We start from the raw sequence: 21,738 nt of genomic DNA, 5'->3' as shown, positions 1-21,738 counted from the left end.
CTTCAGGCAAGCGCCCGCCAGCCGCTCGCCGCTGGGGCGATCGCTGCGGGATCCTGGCGCCGCTTCGCACGAGCTGAATCCGGACGGATTCCGGGTTCCTCACCTCGCCGAAGCACCGACCCCCGAACTCGGGCGTGTCGCGCGCGCTACGCGCGGAGACGCCGTGAACATCTCGGACCGGGTCGTTGTGGCTTGCGCGGAGCGCACCGCCGTGAGCCGGAAGCGGGACTTCCGGTGCACGCGGCGCATCGACGCCTGCAAGCGCTTGAACAACGTCCTTCATCCTGCCATGCCCGGCAAGCCGCCCGCAAGCGCTGGAGGGATTCGTGGTCGAACACACACCCACCGAGGGCAGCGGGCGATGGCGGCGACCCATGGCCGGCGATCGCGCGGCACGCGCCCGGGGACGCCGGAAGGCCCCGACACACCTGAAGTGTGCCGGGGCCTTCTCGCAGATCCGGTCGGCGCGGGGGCTGCCCGCGCCGACCGAGCAGGTCGGGTGACCTTACTTGACGATCTTGGTCACACGACCGGAGCCCACGGTGCGGCCACCCTCGCGGATGGCGAAGCCGAGGCCCTCCTCCATGGCGATCGGCTGGATCAGCTCGACCGACATCTCGGTGTTGTCACCGGGCATGACCATCTCGGTGCCCTCGGGCAGGGTGATGACGCCGGTGACGTCGGTGGTCCGGAAGTAGAACTGCGGACGGTAGTTCGAGTAGAACGGGTTGTGACGCCCACCCTCGTCCTTGGACAGGATGTAGACGTTCGCCTCGAAGTTGGTGTGCGGGGTGATGGAACCCGGCTTCACCACGACCTGGCCGCGCTCGACGTCGTCGCGCTTCAGGCCGCGCAGCAGCAGACCGCAGTTCTCGCCGGCCCAGGCCTCGTCGAGCTGCTTGTGGAACATCTCGATCCCGGTGACCGTGGTCTTCTGGATCGGGCGGATGCCGACGATCTCGACCTCGGAGTTCAGGGCCAGGGTCCCGCGCTCGGCGCGACCGGTCACCACGGTGCCGCGCCCGGTGATGGTGAAGACGTCCTCGATGGGCATCAGGAACGGCTTGTCCTTGTCGCGCACGGGGTCCGGGATGTACTCGTCCACGGCCTCCATGAGCTCCTCGATGGACTTGACCCACTTCTCGTCGCCCTCCAGCGCCTTCAGCGCGGAGACGCGGATGACGGGGGCGTTGTCGCCGTCGAACTCCTGGGAGGACAGCAGCTCGCGGACCTCCATCTCGACGAGGTCCAGCAGCTCCTCGTCCTCGACCATGTCGGCCTTGTTCAGGGCGACCAGCAGGGTCGGCACGCCGACCTGGCGGGCGAGCAGCACGTGCTCGCGGGTCTGGGCCATCGGGCCGTCGGTGGCGGCGACCACGAGGATCGCGCCGTCCATCTGGGCGGCACCGGTGATCATGTTCTTCACGTAGTCCGCGTGGCCGGGGGCGTCCACGTGGGCGTAGTGGCGCTTCTCGGTCTGGTACTCGATGTGCGCGATGTTGATGGTGATGCCGCGCTGCCGCTCCTCGGGAGCGGAGTCGATCATGCCGAAGTCCTGGAGCTCGTTGAGGTCCGGGTACTTCTCGGCGAGGACCTTGGAGATCGCGGCGGTCAGGGTGGTCTTGCCGTGGTCGACGTGACCGATGGTGCCGATGTTGACGTGAGGCTTGGAGCGCTCGAACTTAGCCTTAGCCAAGGGTGTTCCTCCTAGAACGTTTGTGTGGAAGCTTGCGCTGGCCGCGCGCAGTCCGCTGTGGAAGACGGATTCCCTGTCTACCTTAGCGGATTTCCCGCAGACGCGTGAAGCGCCGGCGCAAGCCGAGGGTCCCCGTCGGCCCGCCCCGTGCGGGGCGGACCGGCGGAGTGGGGATCACTCCCCGCGGGACTTCTGGATGATCTCGTCCGCCACGGCCTTGGGGACCTCGGCGTAGCTGTCGAAGGTCATCGAGTACACCGCGCGGCCCTGCGTCTTGGAGCGCAGGTCGCCGATGTAGCCGAACATCTCGGACAGCGGGACGAGGGCGGCCACCAGCTTGATGCCGGCGACGTCCTCCATGGACTGGATCTGGCCGCGCCGGGAGTTCAGGTCGCCGATGACGTCGCCCATGTACTCCTCGGGGGTGCGGACCTCCACGGCCATCAGGGGCTCGAGCAGGACCGGGTTGGCGCGCCGCGCGCCTTCCTTGAAGACCATGGAGCCGGCGATCTTGAAGGCCATCTCGGAGGAGTCGACGTCGTGGTAGGCGCCGTCCACCAGGGTGGCCTTCACGCCCACGACCGGGTACCCGGCGAGGATGCCCAGCTGCATCGCGTCCTGGATGCCGTGATCCACGGACGGGATGTACTCGCGCGGCACGCGCCCGCCGGTGATCTTGTCCTCGAACTCGTAGAGCTCCTCGGAGTCCAGGGCGATCGGCTCGAAGGAGACCTGCACCTTCGCGAACTGACCGGAGCCGCCGGTCTGCTTCTTGTGGGTGTAGTCGACCTTCTCCACGGCCTTCTTGATGGTCTCGCGGTAGGCCACCTGGGGCTTGCCCACGTTGGCCTCCACACGGAACTCGCGCTTCATGCGATCCACCAGGATGTCCAGGTGCAGCTCGCCCATGCCGCCGATCTCGGTCTGGCCGGTCTCCTCGTTGAGGTTCACGGTGAACGTGGGATCCTCGGCGGAGAGCTTCTGGATGGCGGTGGACAGCTTCTCCTGGTCGCCCTTGGTCTTGGGCTCGATGGCCACGAAGATCACGGGCTTCGGGAAGGTCATGGACTCCAGCACGATCGGGTGGGCCGGATCGCACAGGGTGTCCCCCGTGGTGGTGTCCTTCAGCCCGATCGCCGCGTAGATGTGCCCGGCCTGGATCTCCTCCACCGGGTTCTCCTTGTTGGAGTGCATCTGGAACAGCTTGCCGATGCGCTCCTTGCGGCCCTTGGTGGAGTTGGTGACCTGCTGGCCGGAGGAGGCCACGCCGGAGTAGACGCGGATGTAGGTCAGCTGGCCGTAGAACGGGTGCGCGGCGACCTTGAAGGCCAGGGCCGAGAACGGCTCGTCCTTCGAGGGCTTGCGGGTCAGCTCGACCTCCTCGTCCTTGGGGTCGTGCCCGATCATGGGGGGCACGTCCAGCGGGGACGGCAGGTAGTCGATGACCGCATCCAGCATGGGCTGCACGCCGCGGTTCTTGAAGGCCGAGCCGCAGAACACGGGGTAGGCCTCGTTGTTCACGGTCAGCTGGCGCACGCCGGCCTTGATCTCGTCGATCGTGAGCTCTTCGCCCTCGAGGTACTTCTCCATGAGCTCCTCGGAGGCCTCCGCGACGGCCTCGATCAGCTCGTTGCGGTACTGCTCCGCGCGGTCCTTGAGCTCCTCGGGGATGTCCCGGGTCTCGTACTCCGCACCCATGGTGACATCGCCCTTGGCGTCGCCGGGCCACACGTAGGCCTTCATCTCCAGCAGGTCGACGACGCCGACGAAGTCGTTCTCCGCGCCGATCGGCAGCTGCATGACCAGGGGCTTGGCCCCCAGGCGCTTGACGATGGTGTCCACGGTGAAGTAGAAGTCCGCGCCCAGCTTGTCCATCTTGTTGACGAAGCAGATGCGGGGGACCTCGTACTTGTCGGCCTGGCGCCACACGGTCTCGGACTGGGGCTCCACGCCCTCCTTGCCGTCGAAGACCGCCACGGCGCCGTCGAGCACGCGCAGGGCGCGCTCGACCTCGACCGTGAAGTCCACGTGGCCGGGGGTGTCGATGATGTTGATCTGGTTGTTCTTCCAGAACGTGGTGGTCGCGGCCGAGGTGATGGTGATGCCGCGTTCCTGCTCCTGGGCCATCCAGTCCATCGTGGAGGCGCCGTCGTGGGTCTCACCGATCTTGTGGTTGATGCCCGTGTAGAACAGGATGCGTTCGGTCGTCGTGGTCTTGCCGGCATCGATGTGGGCCATGATGCCGATGTTGCGGACCTTGTTCAGGTCGGTAAGCACGTCACGTGCCACGGTGTCTCCTTCAGGTGGATCCGTGCCCTCGGGACCCGCCCGCCGGTGCCGGCGGGCGGGTGGGGCATGAGATTACCAGCGGTAGTGGGCGAAGGCCTTGTTGGACTCGGCCATCTTGTGGGTGTCCTCGCGGCGCTTCACAGCGGCACCGAGACCGTTGGAGGCATCCAGGATCTCGTTCATCAGACGCTCGGTCATGGTCTTCTCGCGGCGCAGCTTGGAGAAGCCGACCAGCCAGCGCAGGGCCAGCGCGGTGGCGCGCCCGGCGCGCACCTCGACCGGCACCTGGTAGGTGGCGCCGCCGACGCGGCGGGAGCGGACCTCCAGGGAGGGCTTGATGTTGTCCATGGCCTTCTTCAGCGTGGCCACGGCGTCGCCGCCCTCGGCCTTCTGCGCCACGCCCTCGAGGGCGCCGTAGACGATGCGCTCGGCGGTGGACTTCTTGCCGTCCTGTAGGACCTTGTTGATCAGCTGGGTGACCAGCGGGGAGCCGTAGACCGGGTCGACGACGAGAGGACGCTTGGGAGCGGGACCCTTACGAGGCATTACTTCTTCTCCTTCTTCGCGCCGTAGCGGGAGCGGGCCTGGCCGCGGTTCTTGACGCCCTGGGTGTCCAGCGCGCCGCGCACGATCTTGTACCGCACGCCGGGGAGGTCCTTCACACGACCGCCGCGCACGAGCACGATGGAGTGCTCCTGCAGGTTGTGGCCCTCACCGGGGATGTACGCGGTGACCTCGACGCCGCCGTTGAGCTTCACGCGAGCGACCTTGCGCAGCGCGGAGTTCGGCTTCTTCGGGGTGGTGGTGTAGACGCGGGTGCACACGCCGCGCTTCATGGGGCTGCCCTTCAGTGCGGGCGCCTTGGTCTTCTCGACCTTGGGAGTCCGGCCCTTGCGGACCAGCTGCTGAATGGTAGGCACTGTTCGTGTTCTCCAGTTGGTGCTTCGCCGCGGCCGTCCCCGTGCTGGACACGGGGGAAGCCGCTGCTCGGTGTCTGTCCCAGGCGGTCTCGGGTGAGGAGCCGGTTCTGAGGCACTGATACGTCGCCGACCGGCGGGCGGGGAGATCGGAGCGGTTTTGGGCACGCGGAGACGATGGCATTTTGGCGCAGAGCGTGCGCGCCAGAGGACCGTATCCATACCTGCCATTGATTCCGAAGCCCACCGCCGTGATCGCCTCCGGTGTCGCGTCCGCGAGACTCCGAAGCCGGAGCCCTGTGGGCACGCACCCGCGCTGGGGCTGGTACTTCGTCGTCCAGCATACACGAGGCCCCGCCGCCCCGGAAGAGCCCATGAGCCACCGCACACCCGACGGCCCCGGGCGCTGCCGCCCGGGCCGGACTCACACCCGGTGCTCCCCCAGGCGCAGCTGCTCCTCGATCCGGCCCGCGCAGTCTCGCAGCGCCTCCAGGGTGGGCCCGAGCAGCCGCCGCGGCTCCGCGTGCTCCGTGCCCACGCGCGTGGAGACGTTCAGCCCCGCCACGACCTCTCCCCCGGCCCCGCGCACCCCGACGGCCAGCGAGCGCAGCCCGACCTCCAGCTCCTGGTCCACCAGCGCCCACCCGTCCCGGCGCACCTGCTCGATCCGCTGGGCCACGGCCTGCGGATCGGTCAGCGTGTGCCGGTTCAGCGCCCGCGGAGGGTGCTCACCCAGGTGCCGGTCCACCTCCTGCGGGGATCGCCCGGCGAGCAGGACCCGGCCCATCGACGTCGTCGCGGCCGGCAGCCGGGTGCCCACCGAGATGTCCACGGCCATGATCCGCTGCGCGGCCACCCGCGCCAGGTAGACGATCTCCGGCCCGTCCAGCACGGACAGGGACACCGACTCCCCCAGCCGGGCCGACAGCTCCCGCAGCGGGACCTCGGCCACCTGCTTGAGGGTCTGCCCGGACAGGTAGGCGTAGCCCAGGGACAGCACCTGCGGGCCCAGGCGGAAGGCCCGGCCCTCCACCTGCACGTAGCCCAGGTGGGCCAGGGTGTGCAGGAACCGCCGGGCGCTGGCCCGGCTCATCCCCGTGCGCTCGGCCACCTGCGCCAGGGTGAGCTCCGGGTGCTCGGCGTCGAAGGCCCGGATCACCGCCAGGCCCCGCTCCAGCGACCGCACATACGTGCCGGCGGCCGGCTCCTGCTCGTCGCGGCTCACGCGGCCTCGCCGTCGGGGAAGACCAGGGGCACCTCGGGCATCAGCTCGCGCAGACCGGACTCGTCGATCCCGTGCATCTGGCGCACCCGCACCTTCCCGTCCCCCTCCAGCAGGAACACCCCCAGGTCCGTGTAGACCCGGGAGACGCAGCCGACGCCGGTGAGGGGGAAGGTGCACTCGGGGACGATCTTGGCCGTGCCGTCCCGGGTGAGCAGGCGCATCATCACCCAGGTGGACTTCGCCCCGATCGCCAGGTCCATCGCCCCGCCCACCGCGGGGATCGCACCGGGCTTGCCGGTGGACCAGTTGGCCAGGTCCCCGCCGGCGGAGACCTGGTAGGCCCCCAGCACGCACACGTCCAGGTGCCCGCCGCGCATCATCGCGAAGGAGTCCGGGTGGTGGAAGTAGGAGGCGCCCGGGGTCTCGGTCACCGGGATCTTCCCGGCGTTGATGAGGTCCTCGTCCACCTCCTCACCGTGCGCGGCCCGGCCCATGCCCAGCATCCCGTTCTCGGTGTGCAGGGTGACCCCCTGCTCGGGGCCGAGGTGATCCGCGACGGTCGTGGGCTGGCCGATGCCGAGGTTGACGTAGGAGCCCGGGGCGATGTCCGCGGCGACCAGCCGGGCCAGGGCCTCCTTCTCCAGGGGCCCCTCGTCGGGGGACTGCGGCTCGGGCGTCTGCTGCTCGGGGGTGCTCATCGGCGGTCTCCTTCCGCGGGGGTGCTGGACGGCCGCCCGGCGCGCTCGCGCGCGGCCAGCCGCCCGGATTCGCTGGGGATGCGCACCAGCACGTCGGTGTAGATCCCGGGGGTCACGATGACCTCCGGGTCCAGCGGCTCCCGGGAGATCTCATCCACCTGCGCGATGGTGCGCCGGGCGGCCGTCGCCATGACGGGGCCGAAGTTCCGGGCGGTCTTGCGGTAGACGAGGTTGCCCCAGGCATCCGCGGCGAAGGCCTTGATCAGGGCGGCGTCGGCGTGGATCGGGGTCTCCAGCACGTGCCCGCGCCCGTCGATCATCCGGGTCTCCTTGCCCTCGGCCAGGGCCGTGCCGTAGCCGGTGGGGGTGAAGAACCCGCCGATGCCGGCCCCGGCCGCGCGCAGCCGCTCGGCCAGGTTCCCCTGCGGGACCAGCTCCAGCTCGATCCGCCCGGCCCGGTAGGCCTCGTCGAAGTGCCAGGAGTCGGACTGGCGGGGGAAGGAGCAGATGATCTTGGCGACCCGCCCCTCCCGGATCAGCCGCGCGAGCCCGACGTCGCCCTGCCCGGCGTTGTTGTTGACCACGGTCAGGCCCGTGGCCCCGCCCTCCAGCAGGGCGTCGATCAGCTCCATGGGCTGCCCGGCGTTGCCGAAGCCCCCGATCAACACGGTCGAGCCGTCCTCGATCCCGGCGACGGCCTCGGCCGCGCTCTGCGCGATCTCGGTCATGCCCGCTCCTTCCCGTCGTTCTCCTCGGACCGGGGTTCCTCGTCCCCGGCGACGTTCTCCAGGACCACGGCCAGGCCCTGGCCCACCCCGATGCAGATCGCGGCCACGCCCCACCGGCTGCCGGTCTCCCGCAGCCGCGCGGCCAGGGTGCCCAGGATCCGCCCGCCGGAGGCGCCCAGGGGGTGTCCGATGGCGATGGCCCCGCCGCGGGCATTGACGATCTGCGGATCCACCTCCCAGGCGTCCAGGCAGGCCAGGGACTGGGCGGCGAAGGCCTCGTTCAGCTCGATCGCCCCGACCTCGCCCCAGCCGATGCCGGCGCGGGCCAGGGCCTGTTCGGCCGCGGCCACCGGAGCGATGCCGAAGTCCTGCGGGACCAGGGCGTGGGCCCCGCGCGCGGCGATGCGGGCCACCGGGTCCCGCCCGATCAGCTCCGCGGCCTCCTCGCTGCCCAGCAGCACCGCGGAGGCGCCGTCGTTCAGCGGCGAGGCGTTTCCGGCGGTGATCTGCCCGCCGTCCTTGCGGAAGGCGGGGTTCAGCCCGGCCAGCTTCTCCTCGGTGGTCCCCGGGCGCAGGGACTCGTCCCGGGTCAGCTCGGTGTCCGGAACCTGGGCCACCAGCGCGTCGTAGAAGCCCTCCTCCCAGGCCTGTGCCGTGAGTCGGTGCGAGCGCGCGGCGAAGGCGTCCATCCGCTCGCGGGTGATCCCGCGGGTCTCGGCCAGCTGCTCGTTGGCCTCCCCGAGGGACACGGTCCAGGCCGGATCCATCCGGGGGTTGACCAGGCGCCAGCCCAGGGTCGTGGAGGCCAGCTCCAGGTTCCCGGCGGGGAAGGGCCGCTCGGTCTTGGGCAGCACCCAGGGGGCCCGGGACATGGACTCCACCCCGCCGGTCAGCACGATCCGCGCATCCCCGACGGCGATCTGGCGGGAGGCCTGCATCGCGGCGTCCAGGGAGGAGCCGCACAGCCGGTTGATGCTGGTGCCGGGCACGGACACGGGCATCCCCGCCAGCAGCGCGGCCATGCGGGCGACGTTGCGGTTCTCCTCCCCGGCGCCGTTGGCGTTGCCCAGCATCACCTCATCCACCGCCGCCGGGTCCAGCGCGGGGCTGCGCCGCAGGATCTCGGCCAGCACGAAGGCCGCCAGGTCATCCGGGCGGGTGCCGGACAGGCCGCCGCGGAAGCGCCCGAAGGGGGTGCGCACGGCGTCGTACACGTAGGTCTGTGCAAGGGCGCTCATCGGCGCTCATCCTCCTGGGCATCGGTGGGGTCATCGGCGTGGCCGGGGTCCTGGGCCGGGCCCGGATCCTGGGCAGCGGCCGGGGGCAGGTCCCCGATCTCGCGCAGGACCCGCTGGGCGCGGGCGAAGGCCGTGTTGGCCGAGGGCACGGAGCAGTAGATCGCGGTCTGCAGCAGGATCTCCTGCAGCTGGGCCACGGTGACGCCGTTGCGCCTGGCGGCCCGCACGTGCATGTCGAACTCCTCCCAGTGCTGCCCGGCGATCATCGCGGTCAGGGTCACGGCGCTGCGAGTCGGCCGATCCAGACCGGGGCGGGTCCAGATCTCCCCCCAGGCGTAGCGGGAGATCAGGTCCTGGAAGGGGGCGGTGAACGCGGTGGCGGTGCGCGCGGCCCGATCCACGTGCGCGTCGGAGAGCACCTGGCGGCGCACCGCGGTGCCCTCGGCGTGGACCCGGTCCCGGTCCGCGGACCGCTCGGGCAGCTCGCCGTTCGGCCGGGAGCCGTCGGCCTGCACGGCGTCGGTGGGGGCGGCATCGCCAGCCGCGGGGGCGGCGCCGGCGGGGGCGACGGCGGCGGCCGCGGCGTCGGCGGCGGGCCGGTGCTCGGCGAAGAACTCCCGCAGCGCCCCGGCCACCTCCCTGGGCTTCTCCGCGCAGGCCAGGTGCGCGGCACCCTCGATGACCGCCAGGCGCCCGTCGGGCACCCCGTCGGCGATCTCGCGCAGGGATGCCGGGGGCGTGGCGGGGTCCTCGGCCCCGGCGATGGCCAGGACCGGCACCCGGATCTCCCGGAGGCGCTCGCGCAGATCGTGGCGGCTCAGGGCCCGGCAGATCTGCGCGTAGCAGTGCCGGTCCGCCTCCTGCAGGCTGTGCATCAGCTCGGTGGCCACGACCGGCTGGGCCGCGAGGAAGCCGTCCGCGAACCAGGTCTGGGTGCTGCGGATGACCTGGCTGGGCGTTCCGGAGGCGGCCACGAACTCGGCCCGCTCCAGCCAGGCCTGCTCGGTGCCGATCTTCGCCCCGGTGCACAGGGCCGCCAGGGCACTCACCCGCTCCGGGTGGGCCAGGGCCAGCTCCAGACCCACGGCCCCGCCCACCGAGACCCCGGCGTACAGGAACGGGGTGTCCTCGGGCAGGCCGCGCTCGCGCTGCAGGCGCGCGGCCAGGTCGGCCACGGCCTCGGCCAGCTCCGCCAGGCTGTGCTGCGCGGTGTCGGCGGCCCCGCGGCCGTGCCCGGGCAGCTCCCAGCCGACCGGCTCGACGTCGCCCGCCAGCTGCGCGGCCGCCGGGGCCCACAGCGGGGTCACGGCGGTGCCCAGGGAGGGTCCGAGCAGCAGCAGCGGACGGCGCGGGCGGTGGGCCGGCGCGTCGGGTTCGTCCCGGAGGTTCTCCCCCAGGGCGACGGCGGTCAGGGTCGGGGTGCTCATGGGCGTGCTCCTCGGGTCGCGGGCTCATCCGGTGCGATGCCGCCGCGCCATCGGCGGGCGGCGGCCAGGGCCAGGGCCACGGCGTCGCCGTAGGTCCCGGTGTCCTCGGGGTCGGTGTCGGGGGCCTCGGGGAAGGTCAGGGCGAGGTTGCGGGCCATCGGCTCGGGGTGGACCTCCAGGCCCTCCAGGAGACGACGCCCCAGAGCGGCGGCGATCATCCCGTGGGCCAGGACCTCGCGCAGCGGCTCCCACTCCAGGTGCCAGGCCACGTCCGAGCGCTCCTCCAGGGCCAGCGCGGCGCACTCGTGCAGCCGGCCCATCGCCGAGGCGGCGGCCAGCCCGGAGCGGCGCATCAGCACGGACAGCACGGGGTTGCGCTTGTGGGCCATGGCCGAGGAGCCCCCGCGCCCCGGTGCCGCGGGCTCGGACAGCTCCCCGATCTCCCGGCGCGCCGAGACGACGACGTCGCCGCCGATCCGGGCGAAGCACTGCGCGGTCAGGGTCGGGGCCTGGGCCGCGGCGAGCACCGGCTGTCGCCGGGTGTGCCAGGGCGCGGCGGGCAGCGCCAGGCCCAGGCGCCGGGCCCAGGCCGCCAGCAGGGCCTGGGGGTCCCGCCCTCCCCGGGGGTCCCGGGGCAGCTGGGCACCGGTGCCCGCGGCCCCGCCGATCGCGACCGGCAGCCGCCGCAGGCTCGCGGTCAGCTCGGCCCGGGCCTCGGCGAGCCCGTCCAGCCAGCCGCCGGCCCGGGCCCCGAAGGTCGTGGGCAGGGCGTGCTGGGCCAGGGTGCGCGCGATCATCGGGGTGCGGGCCTGCCGCTGCGCGATCTCGGCCAGGGCGTCCCCGGCGGCCGTCACCTCCGCGAGGATCCGCTCGGTGCCGGCGCGCATGCGCAGCATCAGCGCGGTGTCCATGACGTCCTGGCTGGTCAGCCCGCGGTGCACCCAGGCCCCGGGATCGGAGTCCGGCCCGTCCGGGGAGCCGGTGCCGCCCAGCCGGGACCGGACCCGCTCGCGCGCGGCGCGCACCAGCCCGATCACGGGGTTGCCCCCGGCTTCGGCCTCGGCCGCCAGGCCCGGCAGGTCGTAGTCCTCGGCCGCGCCGAGGGCCGCGGCCACCTGCTCAGCCCACCCGGAATCGAGGATGCCGGTCTCGGCCTGCGCCATGACCCAGGCCCGCTCGACCTGGAGGAGCGAGTCCAGGAAGGCCTCGGGGTCCAGGGCCTCCCCCGCGTGCTGCCCGCCGGGCAGCAGCAGGTCGCGGAACTCAGCCATCGGCCGCGACCCCCCGCCGGTCGGCGCGATCCTGCCCGACGCCCTCCTCATCGGCACCCTCCTGTCCGGCGTCGTCGGCCGCGGCCTCCGGGCCGGTGCCCGGCAGCTGCCCGGGGGCGGGATAGGCGTCGTTGCCCGAGTACTGCAGGAAGACCGTCTCGTCCTCGCCCTGCAGGGTGATGTCGAAGCGCACCGAGCCGTCCGCCTCGCGATGGGCGATCAGGGTGCGCCGGCGCTGCGGGTCCAGGGAGGCCAGCAGCGGGTCCGCCGCGAGCGCCTGCTCGTCCTCGGGCAGGTACGCCCGGGTGAACAGGCGGTTGAGCAGCCCGCGGGCGAAGATCGTGACCAGCCAGAACGGGGCGTGGCCGGGATCGGTCGGGCCCGGCTGCACCGTGGTGAAGGAGAACGTCCCCTCCCGGTCCACGAAGTCCCGGCCCCAGCCGGTGAACTCCCAGCCGCTGCGCACCAGGGAGCCGGTGCGCTGCGGGATCGAACCGTCCCGATCGGCCTGCCAGATCTCGATCATCGCGTCCGGGACCGGCTGCCCGGCGCCGTCGCGCACGGTGCCGAAGAAGCGCATCGCGCCCGGCACGCCGACGTGGACCAGCTCGCTGCCCCCGCCGAAGGGCAGGCCGTTGTTCTCGTAGGCCGTGGCGTAGCCGAAGAACGGGCCGATGGTCTGGCCCGGCGTCGGCGTGAGGTCCTCCGGCGGGTCGGTGACGGGCCGGCCGCGGCTGACCGGCACGGTCACGGGGGTGCGGTTCTGGGTGCTCATGCGTCCTCCTCGGGTTCCATCCAGGTGCGGCCGCTGCCGCCGAGCACGATGTCCCAGCGGTAGCCCAGCAGCCATTCGTGCTCGGAGACCTCGTGGTCGTAGGCCGCGATCAGCCGGTCCCGGGCCTTCTGGTCGGCGATGGACTGGTAGATCGGGTCCAGCGGGAACAGCGGGTCCCCCGGGAAGTACATCTGGGTGATCATCCGCTGGGTGAAGTCCGTGCCGAACAGGGAGAAGTGGATGTGCGCTGGGCGCCAGGCGTTGCGGTGGTTCTTCCACGGGTACGGCCCGGGCTTGATGGTCACGAAGGAGTAGGAGCCGTCCTGCCCCGTGATGGTCCGGCCGATGCCGGTGAAGTTCCGGTCGATCGGCGCCGGGTGCTGGTCCCGCTTGTGGATGTAGCGCCCGGCCGCGTTGGCCTGCCAGATCTCCACGAGCTGCCCGCGCACCGGGCGCCCGGCCGAATCCAGCACGCGCCCGCTGACCCGGATGCGCTCCCCGATCGGCTCCCCGCCGTGCTGGATGGTCAGGTCGCTCTCCAGCTCGCCGACGTCGCGGTGCCCGAAGGCCGGGGAGGTCAGCTCGATCAGCTCGGGGTCGGTGTGGTGCAGGTCCTTGGTCGGGTGGCGCAGCGCGGAGCTGCGGTAGGGGGCGAAGTCCAGGCGCGGCTGGGTCTCCCGCGTCCCCGAGGCCGCGTACTGCTCGTGCTGCTCCCGGATCTCCCGGCTGATCGCCTGCTGGCTGGCCGCGGCGGCGTCGGGGTCGGTGGGCACCTGAGCGTTCGTCTCGGCTCCGGCGGGCCGTTCGTCGTGGGTGGTGTGGGTGGTCATGGCTCGTCCTCTCGCGGGCTCGACGGCGGATGCGGGGTACCCGAGCCGACGCCGCGGGCGGCGTCGGCCCGGGCGGGTATCAGGTGCGGACTCGGCGCCGCTCGGCGTCGCTGCGCCGCTGCTCGGCGGCGGCACGCCGCTGCTCGCGCACCGCCTGCTGCACGGCCTTCCCGCCGAGCCGCTCCTGCGGCACGAAGGCCGTCTCCCGGGCCGAGAGGATCGTGACGCAGCTGATGAGGATGGAGACGACGACGAAGACGACCACGCCCTGCCAGCCGAAGCGCGGTTCGATGATCGCGGCGATCGAGGGAGCGAAGCCGATGAGCACCAGACCCAGCTGGTTGCCCATGGCCATGCCGGTGTAGCGCACGGGGGCGGCGAACATCTCCGGGAAGAACACCGTCCACACGGCGTTCCAGCAGGAGTAGAACAGGCCCTGGTTGACGATGCACAGCAGGAAGATCAGCCCCCAGCTGCCGGCGTGGATGGCCTCGAAGTAGAACCAGACGCTCACGATGCAGCCCAGGGCGCCGACCAGCAGCACGGGCTTGCGCCCGACCCGGTCCGAGAGCACCGCCAGCAGCGGGATCGCGGCCATGGACACCGCCATCGCCACGGCGTTGACCAGCAGCATCCGGGAGCGGTCCAGCCCGACGACGTTGGAGGCGTAGTTCAGGGCGTAGACCATCATGATGGACTGCACCACGGAGAAGAAGGTGATGAGGAAGACCCGCAGCACGTCCGTGCCCTGGGTGCGCAGCACCCCGACGGCGGGCACGGACTGCAGCTGCCCGGTCTCCTTGGACTCCTCGAAGGCCGGGGTCTCATCCAGGTGGGCCCGGACGAAGTAGGCCAGGGCCAGCACGACCCCGGAGATCAGGAACGGGATGCGCCAGCCCCACCCGTACAGGGCGTCCTCGGGCAGGTTGGCCACGGGGATGAACACCAGGGCTGCCAGGACGTTGCCGGCCGAGCAGCCGATCATGGTGAAGCTGGTGAAGAAGGCCCGCCGCCCGTCCGGGGAGTGCTCCATGGTCAGGGTGGAGGCCCCGGCGGCCTCGGCCCCGGCGGAGAAGCCCTGCGCGGCCCGGCACAGCACGAGCAGCACCGTGGCCCAGGCGCCCACGGCCTGGTAGGTGGGCAGCAGGCCGATGGCCACCGAGGACAGGCCCATGATCATCAGGGTGATCAGCAGGGACAGCTTGCGCCCGACCCGATCCCCGATGTGGGACATCACCAGCCCGCCGATGGGCCGCACGATGTAGGCCACGCCGAAGGTCGCCAGGGAGGCCACGGTGGCGACGACGGGATCCCCCTCCGGGAAGAAGATGTGCCCGAAGACCAGGGCCGAGGCGGTGCCGTAGAGCACGAAGTCGTAGTACTCCAGGGTGGCCCCCAGGAAGGCGGCGAGGGCAGATTTGCCCGGTGTCTTGCGCACCGGATCCGACGGATCCGGGGCGTGCGATCCGGTGCGGGAGGCGTCCGGGGCGGGGGCCGGGGTGGTCTGCTCGCTCATGGGACTCCTTCGTCTCGTGGGCACGGGCGGCGCGCGGTGCGACGCCCGCCGCAGAAGGGCCCATGTGTTCGCTGTGCGAACTGTTGTACGTGATGCGCACCTCCGCGTAGTGTCGACGACGATACCCCGTCGGCGAGATCTGCGCCACTGCGGCGCCGCTGCCCCGACGCACCGACCCCGGGGACCCTCCCCGGACCAAGGAGCATCCCCATGAGCCTTCCCGGCCGATCCCACCTCGTGGGTCTGATCGGCGGCGGCATCACCGCCTCCCTGACCCCTCCCCTGCACGAACGCGCCGCGGACCGCCTCGGGCTGCGCTACCTCTACCGCCCGGTGGACCTCGAGGCCCTGCCCGGACACCCCGGTCCCGTCTCCGCCCAGCACGGGGTGGAGCTGCTCGGCGCGGCCCGCGAGCTCGGCTTCAGCGCCTGCAACGTGACCCACCCGTGCAAGCAGCTGGCCGTGGCGCCGATGGACGAGCTCTCCGAGGAGGCCGCCCGGCTGGGCGCGGTGAACACCGTGCTGTTCCGGGACGGACGGATGATCGGGCACAACACCGACGTCACCGGCTTCGCCGCCGCGCTGGCCGCGGGCCTGCCCGCGGCAGACCTGACACGGGTGGTGCAGCTGGGCACCGGCGGTGCCGGCTCGGCCACCGCCTACGCCCTGCTGGCCGCCGGCGCCCAGCGCCTGGAGCTGTTCGACGTGGATCGGCAGCGGGCCGAGGAGCGGGCCGCCGAGTACGCCCGGCTGTTCCCCGGGGCCGAGGTCCGCGCCCTGTCCCGCGAGCAGCTGCCCGAGGCCGTGGGCGAGGCGACCGGACTGCTCAACGCCACCCCCATCGGGATGCACCACCACCCCGGTGCGCCCCTGGATCTGGAGCTGGTGCACCCGGGACTCTGGGTGGCCGATGTGATCTACCTGCCGCAGGAGACCCCGCTGATCCGGCGCGCCCGCGCCCTGGGCTGCCCCGTGCTTCCCGGCGGCGGCATGGCCGTGGGGCAGGCCGTGGACGCCTTCACCCTGATCACCGGGCAGGCCCCGGACCGGGAGGCGATGGCCCGGGACTTCGCCGAACTGGTCACCGCCCAGCAGGGGCCCGGCACCCCGACGCCGCCGTCCCCCGCCGAGTCGACCCCCGCCCACGCGGAGAGCCAGCCCGCCGCCGAGGACGAGGAGGCCGGACGATGAGGACCTCGATCGCGACCGTGAGCCTGTCCGGGACCCTGGTGCAGAAGCTGCGCGCGGCCGCCGCGGCCGGATTCGACGGGGTGGAGATCTTCGAGCAGGACCTCGTCGTCGCCCCGGAGTCCCCGGAGCGGATCCGGGAGCTGGCCGCCGGGCTCGGGCTGAGCCTGGACCTGTACCAGCCCTTCCGCGATGCCGTGGGGGTCAGTCAGGAGGACTTCGCCCGGGTCCTGCACCGAGCCGAGGCGAAGTTCAAACTGATGGGCCGGCTCGGGATGGACCTGATGCTGGTCTGCTCCACCGTCGCCGGCGGGGTCACGGCCGATGACGCCGTCGGCGACGAGCTGACCGCCCGGCAGCTCGGGGAGCTGGCCGACGCCGCCGCGGCCCACGGCATCCGCCTGGCCTACGAGGCCCTGGCCTGGGGGGCCGCGGTGAACGACGTGGACCACTCCTGGCGGATCGTGCGCGCCGCGGACCGGGGGAACCTCGGGATCTGCCTGGACAGCTTCCACATCCTCTCCCGGGACTGGCCCACCGAGGGCATCCTGGACATCCCGGCGCAGAAGCTGTTCTTCCTGCAGCTGGCCGACGCCCCGCCGATGTCCCTGGACGTGCTCTCCTGGTCCCGCCACCACCGGGTCTTCCCCGGGGAGGGCGGCTTCGCCCTGGCCCGCTTCCTGGACACGGTGCTGCGCGCCGGCTACGCGGGGCCGCTGTCCCTGGAGATCTTCAACGACTCCTACCGCCAGACCAACGTCTACCGCACCGCCCAGGAGGCCCACCGCAGCCTGGTGTGGCTGCAGGACCGCGTGGCCGCGCTGCGGGCGCAGCGCGGGGAGGACGAACGGCTTCCCGCCGATGCCGCGCTGACCCGGCTGCCGCAGGCCCAGGCACCCACCGGGATCCAATGGGCGGAGGTGCGCGGGCAGCGCACCGACGGGCTGCAGGCCCTGCTGGCGCAGCTGGGCTTCAGCCCCCGCGGGCGGCATCGGACCAAGCCGGTGCGGCTGTGGGAGCAGGGCGCGGCGCGCGTCGTGCTCAACGAGGACCACTGGGCCCGGGAGGAGGCGAGCCTGGCCTCCCTGGCCGTGCAGGTGCCCTCCGCGCAGGCCACCGCCCGCCGGTGCCGCGAGCTGGGCTTCCGCGAGGTCGCGCGCCTCGCCCACGACGACGAGCAGCGCTTCCCGGCCTTCCTCGCCCCGGACGAGACCGAGGTCTTCCTCACCGAGGCGACCGAAGGCCAGCCCGCGTGGGTCGCGGAGTTCGACCGGCCCGACGTCGGCGCGGCCCCCGCGGCCCAGCCGGAGGCCGACGCGGCGCTGATCACCGGGATCGACCACGTCAACCTCACCCAGCCCCGCCACCACCAGGCCGAATCCATGCTGTTCTACCGCGCGGCCCTGGGCCTGGAGCGGCGGGCGGCCACGGACGTTCCGGGACCGGACGGGCTGATCAGCTCCCAGGTGGTGCGCACCGAGGACGGGTCGGTGCGCCTGCCGCTGAACGTGGCCCCGGACCTCAGCGCCCACCCCGGCCGGGAGCACGTGGCCTTCGCCTGCCGGGACATCCTGACCCTGGCCCGGCGGGCCCGGGAGGCGGGGCTGGGCTTCCTGCCGGTGCCGGAGAACTACTACGAGGACCTCGCGGCCCGCTTCGACCTGCCGGACTCGCGCCTGGGCACCCTGCGGGAGCTGGACCTGATGTACGACCGGGACGAGCGCGGGGAGTTCCTGCACTTCTACACCCGCACCGTCGGGCAGGTGTTCTTCGAGGTGGTCCAGCGCCTGGACGGCTACGACGGCTACGGCGGACCGGACGCCCCGGTGCGCCTGGCCGCCCACGCCCGCCTGGCCGACGGGCTCTGAGAGCCCCGGCGAAGCACCTGGGAAACGGGGAAGGGCCCCGCACCGGCCCCCGACGCTCATCAGGCGTCGGGACCGGGGCGGGGCCCTTCACGGTGCCGTCACCGTGCGGGCGCGGTGCTCACCGCGCCCGCACGGTCCGGCATCAGGAGCCGTACCCGGGGTACTCCTCCAGCGGGATCGCGTGGAACTCCGCGGCCACGGAGCCGTCCGTCTCCCCCGCGTAGGAGAAGTCGGCGAATCCGGTGGAGTTGGCGTACATCTGCTCGCGCGCCTCCTCCGTGGGCTCCACCTCGATGTCGTTGTACCGATCCAGACCGGTGCCGGCCGGGATCAGCTTGCCGATGATCACGTTCTCCTTCAGGCCCACCAGCGGGTCGGACTTGCCCTCCATCGCCGCCTGGGTCAGCACCCGGGTGGTCTCCTGGAAGGAGGCGGCCGACAGCCACGAATCCGTGGCCAGGGAGGCCTTGGTGATGCCCATCAGCTCCGGACGCCCGGCGGCCGGGCGGGCCTGCTCCTGCACGGCCTTCTTGTTGGCCTGCTGGAACTGGACCGTCTCCACCAGCTCACCCGGCAGCAGATCGGTGTCACCGGACTCGATGACGGTGATCCGCCGGGTCATCTGGCGCACGATGACCTCCACGTGCTTGTCGTGGATGCCCACGCCCTGGGAGCGGTACACGCCCTGGACCTCGTCCACCAGGTGCTTCTGCGCCTCGCGGGGCCCGCGGATGCGCAGCACCTCCTTGGGATCCACCGCACCGGAGACCAGCTGCTGGCCGACCTCCACGCGGTCCCCATCCGAGACCAGCAGCCGCGCCCGGCGCAGCACCGGGTAGGACATCGGCTCGTCGTCCTTGCTCTCCGGGGTGATGACCACCTTGAGGGACTTCTCCGTGTCCTCGATGGACACGGTCCCGGCGATCTCGGAGATCGGGGCCACGCCCTTGGGGGTGCGGGCCTCGAACAGCTCCTGGATGCGGGGCAGACCCTGGGTGATGTCATCCGCGGAGGCCACACCGCCGGTGTGGAAGGTGCGCATGGTCAGCTGGGTGCCCGGCTCGCCGATGGACTGCGCGGCGATGATGCCCACGGCCTCGCCGATGTCCACCAGGTTCCCGGAGGCCATCGAGCGGCCGTAGCACTTGGCGCACACGCCCACCGCGGACTCGCAGGTCAGCACGGAGCGGACCCGCACCTTCCGGATCCCGGCCTGGTACAGCTTCTGGATCACGGCGTCGGAGACGTCCGCGCCGCCCTCGGCCAGCACCGTGCCGTCCTCGTCCTTGACGTCCACCGCGAGCACGCGCCCGTGGATGGAGTTCTCGACGTCGTCGTGCAGGTGCACGGCCCCGGTGTCCGGGTCCACCTGGACCAGGTCCAGGTTCAGGCCCCGCTTGGTGCCGCAGTCCAGCTCCCGCACGATGACGTCCTGGGAGACGTCCACCAGACGCCGGGTGAGGTACCCGGAGTTCGCGGTGCGCAGCGCGGTGTCGGCCAGGCCCTTGCGGGCGCCGTGGGTCGCGATGAAGTACTCCAGCACCGACAGACCCTCGCGGTAGGAGGACTTGATCGGACGCGGCATGATCTCGCCCTTGGTGTTGGACACCAGCCCGCGGATGCCCGCGATCTGGCGGACCTGCATCCAGTTGCCCCGCGCCCCGGAGGAGACCATCCGGTTGATGGTGTTCAGCCCGGTCAGGTTCTCCATCATCGCCGCGGCGACCTCGTCGGTGGCCTTGGTCCAGATGTCGATCAGCTCGGAGCGGCGCTCGTCGTCGTCGATCAGACCCATGTCGTACTGACCCTGGATCTCGCTGGCCTGCTTCTCGTAGCCGGCCATGATCTCCGGCTTGGACGGCGGGGTGGCGATGTCGGAGACGGCCACCGTGACCCCCGAGCGGGAGGCCCAGTAGAACCCGGTGTCCTTGAGGTTGTCCAGGGTGCGGGCGACCACGTGCATCGGGTAGTTCTCGGCGAGGTCGTTGACCAGCGAGCCCAGGCCCTTCTTATCCGCGATCCCGGTGTACCAGGGGTAGTCCTCCGGCAGGGTCTGGTTGAACAGCACCTGCCCCAGGGTGCACTCCAGCAGCACCGGCTGACCCGGGTCCCAGCCCTCGGGGGCTTCCCAGCCCTCGTAGGGCACGAAGTCCTCCAGCTCGATCTTCACCATCGAGTTCAGGTGCAGCTCGCGCCGGTCCAGGGCCATCAGGGCCTCCGCGATCGAGGAGAAGGACCGGCCCTCGCCGGCGGCCCCCTCCCGGACCGTGGTCAGGTGGTACAGCCCGATGATCATGTCCTGGGACGGCACCGCCACGGGGCGCCCGTCCGAGGGCTTGAGGATGTTGTTCGAGGACAGCATCAGCACGCGCGCCTCCGCCTGGGCCTCCGGGCTCAGGGGCAGGTGCACGGCCATCTGGTCGCCGTCGAAGTCCGCGTTGAACGCCGAGCAGACCAGCGGGTGCAGCTGGATGGCCTTGCCCTCCACCAGCTGCGGCTCGAAGGCCTGGATCCCCAGGCGGTGCAGGGTGGGGGCGCGGTTGAGCAGCACCGGGTGCTCGGTGATGATCTCCTCCAGCACGTCCCAGACCTGCGGGCGGAAGCGCTCCACCATCCGCTTGGCGGACTTGATGTTCTGCGCGTGGTTCAGGTCCACCAGGCGCTTCATCACGAAGGGCTTGAACAGCTCCAGGGCCATCTGCTTGGGCAGACCGCACTGGTGCATCTTCAGCTGCGGGCCCACCACGATGACCGAGCGGCCCGAGTAGTCCACGCGCTTGCCCAACAGGTTCTGGCGGAACCGGCCCTGCTTGCCCTTGAGCATGTCCGACAGGGACTTCAGCGGGCGGTTGCCCGGCCCGGTGACCGGGCGACCGCGCCGGCCGTTGTCGAACAGGGAGTCCACGGCCTCCTGCAGCATCCGCTTCTCGTTGCTCACGATGATCTCGGGCGCGCCGAGATCCAGCAGGCGCTTCAGGCGGTTGTTGCGGTTGATGACCCGACGGTACAGGTCGTTCAGGTCCGAGGTCGCGAAGCGGCCGCCGTCCAGCTGCACCATCGGACGCAGCTCCGGCGGGATCACCGGCACCGCGTCCAGGACCATGCCCAGCGGGGAGTTGCTGGTGGTCAGGAACGCGTTGACGACCTTCAGCCGCTTCAGGGCGCGGGTCTTGCGCTGGCCCTTGCCGTTCTGGATGGTCTCCTTCAGGGCCTCCGCCTCGGCGGCCATGTCGAAGGTCTCCAGGCGCTTCTTGATCGCCTCGGCGCCCATCGCGCCCTCGAAGTACATGCCGAACTTGTCCACCATGGACCGGTACAGCGCCTCGTCGCCCTCCAGGTCGGTGACCTTGAGGTTCTTGAAGCGGTCGAAGACCTTGTCCATGTGGGCGATCTCGGCGTCCACGCGCTTGCGCACCTGGGCCATCTGACGCTCCGCGGCGTCGCGCAGCTTGCGCTTCTCCGCGGCCTTGCCGCCCTCGGCCTCGATGCGGGCCAGCTCCTCCTCGGTCTCCTTCGCGATCGCGGCGATGTCCGCGTCCCGCTCGGATTCCAGGGTCCTCTTGTCCCGGTCGTGGGCGGCCTGCAGGTTCGGCAGGTCCTCGTGCCGGGCCTCCTCGTCCACGGAGGTGATCATGTAGGCGGCGAAGTAGATGATCTTCTCCAGATCCTTCGGCGCCAGATCCAGCAGGTAGCCCAGGCGGGAGGGCACGCCCTTGAAGTACCAGATGTGCGTGACGGGCGCGGCCAGCTCGATGTGGCCCATCCGCTCACGGCGCACCTTGGCCCGGGTCACCTCGACGCCGCAGCGCTCGCAGATGATGCCCTTGAAGCGCACGCGCTTGTACTTGCCGCAGTAGCACTCCCAGTCGCGGGTCGGCCCGAAGATCCGCTCGTCGAACAGACCCTCCTTCTCCGGCTTGAGGGTGCGGTAGTTGATGGTCTCCGGCTTCTTGACCTCGCCGTACGACCACGAGCGGATGTCCTCGGCGGTGGCCAGACCGATCCGCATCAGTCCCAGTGAAGATTCGTTGGACATGGGGTCCTTTTCTCTTGAAAAACGAATGAACGATCT

General features: G+C 71.5%; 16 protein-coding genes. 2 read left to right on the top strand and 14 right to left on the bottom strand.

Annotation, left to right across the window (positions count from 1 at the left end; all coding sequences use genetic code 11):
• Nucleotides 1-505: 505 nt before the first annotated feature.
• The 13 genes from tuf to NQ707_RS00370 form a co-directional block, all read right to left on the bottom strand.
• Entirely contained in the window at nt 506-1,696 is a 1,191-nt protein-coding gene (gene tuf, locus NQ707_RS00430; RefSeq protein ID WP_055684589.1) for an elongation factor Tu, read from the bottom strand.
• 174 nt (nt 1,697-1,870) lie between these two features.
• Complete coding sequence (gene fusA, locus NQ707_RS00425) at nt 1,871-3,985, bottom strand: elongation factor G (protein ID WP_055684590.1); 2,115 nt, start codon at nt 3,983-3,985, stop codon at nt 1,871-1,873.
• A 72-nt stretch (nt 3,986-4,057) separates the two neighbouring features.
• Nucleotides 4,058-4,531 carry a 30S ribosomal protein S7 gene (gene rpsG, locus NQ707_RS00420; RefSeq protein ID WP_055684591.1) on the bottom strand — a complete coding sequence of 158 codons (474 nt, stop codon included), beginning with the start codon at nt 4,529-4,531 and terminating at the stop codon, nt 4,058-4,060.
• Entirely contained in the window at nt 4,531-4,905 is a 375-nt protein-coding gene (gene rpsL, locus NQ707_RS00415; RefSeq protein WP_055684592.1) for a 30S ribosomal protein S12, read from the bottom strand. Before rpsL ends, rpsG begins: the two co-directional genes overlap by 1 nt.
• 421 nt (nt 4,906-5,326) lie before the next feature.
• Nucleotides 5,327-6,127: an IclR family transcriptional regulator C-terminal domain-containing protein gene (locus tag NQ707_RS00410; protein ID WP_055684593.1), complete on the bottom strand. Its 801-nt coding sequence runs from the start codon at nt 6,125-6,127 to the stop codon at nt 5,327-5,329.
• Entirely contained in the window at nt 6,124-6,825 is a 702-nt protein-coding gene (locus NQ707_RS00405) for a CoA-transferase (protein ID WP_404434040.1), read from the bottom strand. Before NQ707_RS00405 ends, NQ707_RS00410 begins: the two co-directional genes overlap by 4 nt.
• Nucleotides 6,822-7,553: a 3-oxoacid CoA-transferase subunit A gene (locus tag NQ707_RS00400; RefSeq protein WP_061225631.1), complete on the bottom strand. Its 732-nt coding sequence runs from the start codon at nt 7,551-7,553 to the stop codon at nt 6,822-6,824. The genes NQ707_RS00405 and NQ707_RS00400 overlap by 4 nt, the downstream gene beginning before the upstream one ends.
• Nucleotides 7,550-8,791: a thiolase family protein gene (locus tag NQ707_RS00395; protein ID WP_358293657.1), complete on the bottom strand. Its 1,242-nt coding sequence runs from the start codon at nt 8,789-8,791 to the stop codon at nt 7,550-7,552. The genes NQ707_RS00400 and NQ707_RS00395 overlap by 4 nt, the downstream gene beginning before the upstream one ends.
• A complete protein-coding gene (locus NQ707_RS00390) occupies nt 8,788-10,218 on the bottom strand; it encodes an alpha/beta fold hydrolase (protein ID WP_404434037.1) in 1,431 nt (476 codons plus the stop codon). Before NQ707_RS00390 ends, NQ707_RS00395 begins: the two co-directional genes overlap by 4 nt.
• A complete protein-coding gene (locus NQ707_RS00385; protein ID WP_397548234.1) occupies nt 10,215-11,489 on the bottom strand; it encodes a lyase family protein in 1,275 nt (424 codons plus the stop codon). The genes NQ707_RS00390 and NQ707_RS00385 overlap by 4 nt, the downstream gene beginning before the upstream one ends.
• Nucleotides 11,482-12,264, bottom strand: a complete 783-nt coding sequence (pcaG, locus tag NQ707_RS00380; protein WP_064724941.1) for a protocatechuate 3,4-dioxygenase subunit alpha — start codon at nt 12,262-12,264, stop codon at nt 11,482-11,484. Before pcaG ends, NQ707_RS00385 begins: the two co-directional genes overlap by 8 nt.
• On the bottom strand, nt 12,261-13,094 hold the full coding sequence (gene pcaH / locus NQ707_RS00375; RefSeq protein ID WP_058731514.1) for a protocatechuate 3,4-dioxygenase subunit beta: 834 nt from the start codon (nt 13,092-13,094) through the stop codon (nt 12,261-12,263). Before pcaH ends, pcaG begins: the two co-directional genes overlap by 4 nt.
• A gap of 79 nt (nt 13,095-13,173) precedes the next feature.
• Nucleotides 13,174-14,610: an MFS transporter gene (locus NQ707_RS00370; RefSeq protein ID WP_358292953.1), complete on the bottom strand. Its 1,437-nt coding sequence runs from the start codon at nt 14,608-14,610 to the stop codon at nt 13,174-13,176.
• A 210-nt stretch (nt 14,611-14,820) separates the two neighbouring features.
• Here NQ707_RS00370 and NQ707_RS00365 point away from each other — a divergent pair, with 210 nt between their 5' ends.
• Both NQ707_RS00365 and NQ707_RS00360 read left to right on the top strand, forming a co-directional pair.
• Nucleotides 14,821-15,801, top strand: a complete 981-nt coding sequence (locus tag NQ707_RS00365; protein WP_081101618.1) for a shikimate dehydrogenase — start codon at nt 14,821-14,823, stop codon at nt 15,799-15,801.
• Nucleotides 15,798-17,666, top strand: a complete 1,869-nt coding sequence (locus NQ707_RS00360) for a bifunctional sugar phosphate isomerase/epimerase/4-hydroxyphenylpyruvate dioxygenase family protein (RefSeq protein ID WP_404434033.1) — start codon at nt 15,798-15,800, stop codon at nt 17,664-17,666. Before NQ707_RS00365 ends, NQ707_RS00360 begins: the two co-directional genes overlap by 4 nt.
• Nucleotides 17,667-17,808: 142 nt before the next feature.
• On the opposite strand, the gene NQ707_RS00355 is transcribed toward NQ707_RS00360, so the two are convergent.
• Nucleotides 17,809-21,702, bottom strand: a complete 3,894-nt coding sequence (locus NQ707_RS00355) for a DNA-directed RNA polymerase subunit beta' (RefSeq protein WP_058730519.1) — start codon at nt 21,700-21,702, stop codon at nt 17,809-17,811.
• Nucleotides 21,703-21,738: the final 36 nt, after the last annotated feature.

It is taken from the genome of Rothia sp. BD8 (genome assembly GCF_044878465.1).
GTDB lineage: Bacteria > Actinomycetota > Actinomycetes > Actinomycetales > Micrococcaceae > Rothia > Rothia kristinae.
The sequence above is the reverse complement of the archived record's forward strand: the minus strand, read 5'-3'. Positions and strand labels throughout refer to the sequence as shown.